Genomic DNA, 6294 nt, shown 5'->3' on the forward strand with positions numbered 1-6294 from the left:
GTTCAGGAAAGAATCCGTGATTTTAATGAAGTCCCGCTTGGTTTAGAGAAATGGGCAGCAATTGAAGAGGCCAAAAGATGTTTGCAGTGTAAAAAACCAAGTTGTATGAAGGGTTGTCCTGTTGAAATCGATATCCCTGGATTTATCGGTCTTTTAGCCCAAGGGAAGATTGATGACGCTATTTTGAAAATCAAGGAAAAAAATAGTCTTCCAGCTATTTGTGGGAGAGTCTGCCCTCAAGAAGAGCAATGCGAAATTTTATGTGTGCTGGGTAAAAAAGGCCAACCGATAGCGGTTGGTTATTTAGAGAGATTTTTAGCTGATTATGAAAGAGAACAAGGTATTGAGTTACCAAAAATACCTGCTCAAAACGGAAAAAAAGTAGCAATTATTGGATCAGGTCCGGCTGGCCTTACTTGTGCTGGAGATTGCGCCAAAATGGGATATAAAGTAACGATATTTGAAGCACTCCATTCTGCTGGAGGAGTTTTAATTTATGGTATTCCTGAATTTCGTCTTCCCAAGGCGATCGTCGCTCAGGAGGTTGATTATGTCAAATCCTTGGGTGTTGAGCTTGAATTAAGTGTGGTTGTCGGAAAAACCTTAACCTTTGATGATTTACGCCAGGATGGCTTTAAAGCCTTTTTCATTGGAACCGGAGCTGGATTGCCTCATTTCATGAACCTTCCTGGTGAAAATTTAAATGGGATTTATTCGGCGAATGAGTTTCTAACCCGCTCTAATCTCATGAAAGCTTATCGGTTTCCAGAATATGACACTCCCACTAAAGTTGGTCGCCGGGTAGCGGTTATAGGTGGTGGAAATGTAGCCATGGATTCAGCGCGAACCGCACTGCGATTGGGTGCTGAAGAAGTTTGTTTGGTTTATCGAAGGACGAAAAAAGAAATGCCAGCTCGAATTGAAGAAATTGAACGAGCCGAAGAAGAAGGCATTAATTGTATCATCCTCACTAATCCCATTGGTTTTATTGGGAATGAAAATAAATGGGTTACCGGCATTGAATGCATTCAAATGGAATTAGGGGAGCCGGATGAAAGTGGTCGACGTCGGCCAATTCCAGTTCCAGGTTCGGAATTTGTTGTCCCGGCTGATACGGTGGTCGTGGCTATTGGACAAGGACCAAATCCTTTACTGCTCGAAACCTTACCGGAATTAAAACTCAATAAACGGGGATACATTGAAGCTGACGAAGAAACCGGTGTAACCAGTATACCAGGAGTTTATGCTGGGGGTGACATTGTAACCGGTGCTGCTACAGTCATTTCTGCTATGGGTGCGGGGAAAAAAGCAGCTCGAGCTATTCATGATTATTTAGATAATAAATCTTGAAGAAGAAAATTTTAAAGTCTTAACGGCTTAAAATTCGAAGCCTCAGGTGGCAACTTCTTTAATAGATGAAGAATTCCATGACTTCAAAAAGTTATGGCTGATAGTGACTGTTTAGGTGACGATAATTTCAGAGTTGTTTAATACTATCTTTAAACTCCTTAATAGTTACTGATTTTCCAGGATTGATGAAGATCATAATTGGAGGTTAAGAATGAAACAAACCGATCTGGTTATTATTGGAGGTGGGCCGGCAGGTTATGCGGCGGCTATTCGTGCAGGACAAAAAGGAATAAAAACTCTTTTAATTGAAAGTCGTGATATTGGAGGAACTTGTTTAAACCGAGGTTGTATTCCAACTAAAGCGTTTTTTCGGTCGCAGGAAGTTTTTCATCTGAGTGAACGGGCTGCAGAATTTGGAGTTCAGGTAAAAGTAGATGGGGTGGATTGGACTCGAATTGTGGCTCGGAAGAATAAAGTTGTCAAACAATTAACCGGAGGAGTTCGATTTTTATTAAAAAAAGCCGGAGTAGAAGTTGTTGATGGGATTGGTTCATTCCTGGATAAACAGACAATTGAAGTCATAGAGAAAGAGAAAAAGAAAGAAACCATTCAAGCCAAACACATCCTTATTGCTACCGGTTCGAAATCTGCTCATTTACCGGTTCCAGGGGTGGATTTGGATGGAGTCATTGATAGCGATGAAGTATTGGATTTACCATCTATTCCGGAAAAATTAGTCGTGATTGGCGGTGGTTATATCGGAATGGAAATGGCCTGTATTCTCAACACCTTTGGAACTCAAGTTGAAGTGATTGAAATGCTGCCCAATATTCTTCCCATTGCCGATAGCGAGGTCGTCAAGCTTTTAGTTGAAATATTAGAAAAGAGAGGCTTGAAGATTCATACCAATGCCAAGGTGGTTAGAATTTCTAAAGATAAAAAACTCCAAGTATCCTATGAACAAAATTCTGAGACCAAGGTGGCTGAAGGAGATTATGTTTTAATCGCTACCGGAAGAGTACCAATGACTGACCATCTTTATCCAGAGAAAGCCGGAATAAAGATTGATCGAAAAGCGATCACTACTGATTTGCAAATGAAAACTTCGGTACCATCAATTTTTGCTGCTGGAGATGTTAATGGGAAATATCTTTTAGCCCATGTTGCTTTTAAAGAAGCAGAAGTAGCTATTAATAATATCATGGGAAAAGAAGCAACCATGAATTACCGAGTCGTACCAAATTGTATTTTTTGTTCACCAGAAATCAGCTCAGTAGGTTTAACCGAGGATGAAGCTATTACATCGGGGTTCGATGTGAAAGTTGGGAAGTTTCCTTTCCGGGCAGTTGGGAAAGCCTTGATTGAAGGAGAAACCGAAGGATTTACTAAAATTATTGCTGACCAAAAAACTGGTGAGATATTGGGTGCTCATATAATTGGGCCTCATGCATCGGATCTGATTGGTGAGTTAACCTTGGCAATGGCACTGGAATCAACCCCCGAAGAGATTGCCCATACCATTCATCCTCATCCTACTCTCACTGAAACCGTTATGGAGGCAGCCGATTCAGTATTCGGATCTTCATTACATCTATTTTAAACAGTTATTTGGACTGATCATCTGGCCAAAACGAGGAGGTTTCATATGAATATTCCCAAAGATTTATTGTATACTCCCGAGCATTTGTGGGTAAAAGAGGAAAATGGTGTTTATCGCTGTGGCATCACTGATTTTGCTCAGGAAGAATTAGGAGATCTTGTGTATGTTGAGCTACCGAAGCCAAACCTAACGGTTAAAAAAGGAGATAAAATCGGTGATGTTGAATCGATTAAAACCGTATCCAACCTTTATTCACCAATTTCTGGTGTCATAACTGAAGTGAATTCTCTCCTTGAAAATAAACCAGAGGTCATTAATCAAAGTCCTTATGAAAAAGGATGGATTTGTGTTATTCAATCTAACCAGCCGGATGAAATCAAGCAGTTGTTAAGCTCTGATGATTATAATAAAATTATTCAAGAGAATAAATAAAGCTTTTTTTGAATATTTTCAAGAAAGACTTGCCAAAAGCCTTTTGACCTATTAAAATGTTAATTGCTTTCGGGCGAGGGAGGTATCCTCGATCCGAAATACAGATGAGCGGGGTCGTGGTGTAGCCTGGCCAAACACGTCAGCCTGTCACGTTGAAGACCGCGGGTTCAAATCCCGTCGACCCCGCCAAATGAGTGCCGAGATAGCTCAGATGGTAGAGCGATGGACTGAAAATCCATGCGTCCCCAGTTCAATTCTGGGTCTCGGCACCATTGTAGTTTGAGAGGCGGAAGTAGCTCAGTTGGTAGAGCGTCACCTTGCCAAGGTGAGGGCCGCGGGTTCAAGTCCCGTCTTCCGCTCCAGTAAAATGAAAACTTCGGCGGCATAGCCAAGCGGCTAAGGCAGAGGACTGCAAATCCTTCATCCTCGGTTCAAGTCCGAGTGCCGCCTCCAAGAATATAAAGTTTGTGGGCGGCTAGTTCAGAGGAAGAACGCTTCCTTGACGCGGAAGAGGCCATAGGTTCGAGTCCTGTGCCGCCCACCAGGAAACGTTATTAGGGCGCCATTCCGGGTTAAGAGTGGCGCTTTTTTTATTTTTAAATATACAAGGTTTATTGGTCCTATCCCGTAAATACAGGAGCGAGTTATAGGTAACGAATTTAGAGTAACTAAACTGATAATACACAATATTTAATAAATCCCGGCTCACCTTGTCTGATCCTCCCCCAATTTATTATATTTTCTTTTCTCAACCTTTACAAAATCGGAGGAAGTTCGAGGGGGAGATTGCTCGGCATTAAATTATTTCATGGTCATTGGTTGCTATTATTCAGCCTGAGGGTCTATTGAGAAATGCTCTAAAGTGTTATTATTTTATGATATAAATTTATATACAAACCGACAACTTTCCCAAAGCTACTATAAATTATCTGGTGAGATTTTATGAAGGAGGAAAATGAAATGGCAAAAAATGCGATCAACTCAGCGATTGCTGCAATAAATAAAGAGGGTGAATTGGTTGATCTCCATGAAAGTAATGGAGATATTGAAAGATATATTTTTTTTGATGATAAAGAAGGGAAATCAATTTATTGGCACAGTACTTCTCATTTAATGGCACAGGCGGTGAAAAGGCTTTATCCAGGGGCTCGATTAGCCATTGGGCCAGCTATCGAAGAAGGATTTTACTATGATTTCGATATAGACCATACCTTGAATGAAGAAGATTTAAAGAAAATAGAAGAAGAAATGCAGAAAATTATTCAAGAAAATCTTACGGTAGAAAGAAAGGTTCTTTCCAAAGAAGAAGCAAAACAGCTATTTTCTTCGCGGGGGGAAAACTTTAAGATCGAATTGATAGATGAAATTCTTGACGACCAGGTCAGCCTTTATCAACAGGGAGAATTTATTGATCTTTGCCGAGGTCCTCATATTCCATCAACTGGTTCAATTAAAGCCTATAAGCTCTTGAGTGTATCAGGAGCCTATTGGAGAGGAAAAGAAACCAATCCCATGCTGCAAAGGATTTATGGCATTGCCTTTGATGATAAAGATAAGCTCAAAAATTATCTATATCGCTTGGAAGAAGCAAAAAAGAGAGATCATCGAAAATTAGGGAAGGAGCTCGAACTATTTAGCCTTCACGAAGAAGGTCCAGGTTTCCCCTTTTTCCACCCCAAAGGAATGGTGGTTATCAACGCCCTTTTAGATGCCTGGCGGAAAGAGCATGTTAAAAGAGGGTATCAGGAAATAAAAACTCCTATTATCCTTGATCGTGAGTTGTGGGAACGTTCAGGACATTGGGACCATTATCGGAATAACATGTATTTTACTTCAATTGATGAAAGAGAATTTGCAGTAAAACCGATGAATTGTCCAGGTGGGATCTTGATTTATCAAAGCCAGCTGCATAGTTATCGAGAATTTCCGATACGGATGGCCGAATTGGGATTAGTTCATCGCCACGAACTCTCCGGGGTCCTTCATGGTCTCATGCGGGTGCGATGTTTCACTCAAGATGACGCTCATATTTATATGGAACCCCATCAGGTAAAACAAGAAATCATGGGAGTCATTGAGTTAGCAGATTATATTTATCGGCTTTTTCAATTTGATTATGAATTAGAGCTGAGTACTCGACCAGAGAATTCCATGGGCTCTGATGAGATGTGGGACTTAGCAACCAAATCGCTGGAAACTGCCCTTCAAGAAAAGAACTTACCTTATCGAGTAAACGAGGGTGACGGAGCTTTTTATGGTCCCAAAATTGATTTTCACTTAAAGGATACTTTGGGGCGTCGGTGGCAATGCGGGACTATTCAACTTGATTTTACCATGCCAGAGTGTTTCGACCTCAGTTATATTGGTGAAGATGGAATGAAACACCGACCAGTTATGCTTCATCGAACCATATTGGGGAGTGTGGAACGTTTTCTCGGAATTCTTATTGAGCATACCGCCGGGGCTTTACCGGTATGGCTATCTCCAGTGCAGGTGGTGGTTTTACCAATAGCCGAAAGACATTATTCCTATGCTCTGGAAGTCAAACAACAAATAGCTCAAGCTCAGATACGAGTCGAGTTGAATGATGAAAATGCTACCTTAGGTGCAAAAATTCGGAAAGCCCAGCTTCAGAAAATTCCCTATATTTTAATCGTGGGTGACAAGGAAGTTGAAAATCATCAAGTAAGCGTTCGAGATAGGAAAGAAGGGGATCTGGATGGATTTTCTTTACAGGATTTCCTTCTTCGCATTCAGAATGAAATTCAAAACTTCATCATGTAGCACCATTTAAAGATTTGACCAGAACCGAATGATCGTTCATTTGCAGGAAAAACATTCATGCCACTTGGTGGTATCAGATAAGAATATAAAATCCGATATTCTACATGCCATGGCAGGTCGCTACATTA

At 40.8% G+C, this 6294-nt stretch carries 4 protein-coding genes and 5 tRNA genes; all 9 read left to right on the top strand.

What is annotated here, in order from left to right:
• Positions 1 to 12 precede the first annotated feature (12 nt).
• The 9 genes from gltA to thrS all read left to right on the top strand — a co-directional run bounded on the left by gltA (position 13) and on the right by thrS (position 6166).
• Positions 13 to 1350 (top strand): NADPH-dependent glutamate synthase, encoded by a 1338-nt coding sequence (gene gltA, locus PLK24_RS07060; protein WP_349770664.1) that lies wholly within the window; start codon positions 13 to 15, stop codon positions 1348 to 1350.
• A gap of 211 nt (positions 1351 to 1561) precedes the next feature.
• On the top strand, positions 1562 to 2950 hold the full coding sequence (gene lpdA, locus PLK24_RS07065; RefSeq protein ID WP_324477654.1) for a dihydrolipoyl dehydrogenase: 1389 nt from the start codon (positions 1562 to 1564) through the stop codon (positions 2948 to 2950).
• Positions 2951 to 2995: 45 nt separating this feature from the next.
• On the top strand, positions 2996 to 3382 hold the full coding sequence (gene gcvH / locus PLK24_RS07070; protein ID WP_324477656.1) for a glycine cleavage system protein GcvH: 387 nt from the start codon (positions 2996 to 2998) through the stop codon (positions 3380 to 3382).
• A 110-nt stretch (positions 3383 to 3492) separates the two neighbouring features.
• Positions 3493 to 3571: transfer RNA gene (locus PLK24_RS07075), tRNA-Asp, on the top strand.
• Between the two features lie 7 nt (positions 3572 to 3578).
• Positions 3579 to 3654, top strand: a tRNA-Phe gene (locus PLK24_RS07080).
• A gap of 14 nt (positions 3655 to 3668) precedes the next feature.
• Positions 3669 to 3744: transfer RNA gene (locus PLK24_RS07085), tRNA-Gly, on the top strand.
• A gap of 16 nt (positions 3745 to 3760) precedes the next feature.
• Positions 3761 to 3835: transfer RNA gene (locus PLK24_RS07090), tRNA-Cys, on the top strand.
• Positions 3836 to 3851: 16 nt separating this feature from the next.
• A tRNA-Val gene (locus PLK24_RS07095) sits at positions 3852 to 3926 on the top strand.
• Positions 3927 to 4342: 416 nt separating this feature from the next.
• Positions 4343 to 6166 (top strand): threonine--tRNA ligase, encoded by a 1824-nt coding sequence (gene thrS, locus PLK24_RS07100; protein WP_324477658.1) that lies wholly within the window; start codon positions 4343 to 4345, stop codon positions 6164 to 6166.
• The last annotated feature ends 128 nt before the right edge of the window (positions 6167 to 6294 follow it).

It is taken from the genome of Atribacter sp. (assembly GCF_035418125.1).
Lineage (GTDB): Bacteria > Atribacterota > Atribacteria > Atribacterales > Atribacteraceae > Atribacter > Atribacter allofermentans.

Coding starts and splice junctions, on each gene's coding strand:
- lpdA (WP_324477654.1), top strand. CDS start 1,562: ATGAAACAAACCGATCTGGTTATTATTGGAGGTGGGCCGGCAGGTTAT.
- gcvH (WP_324477656.1), top strand. CDS start 2,996: ATGAATATTCCCAAAGATTTATTGTATACTCCCGAGCATTTGTGGGTA.
- thrS (WP_324477658.1), top strand. CDS start 4,343: ATGGCAAAAAATGCGATCAACTCAGCGATTGCTGCAATAAATAAAGAG.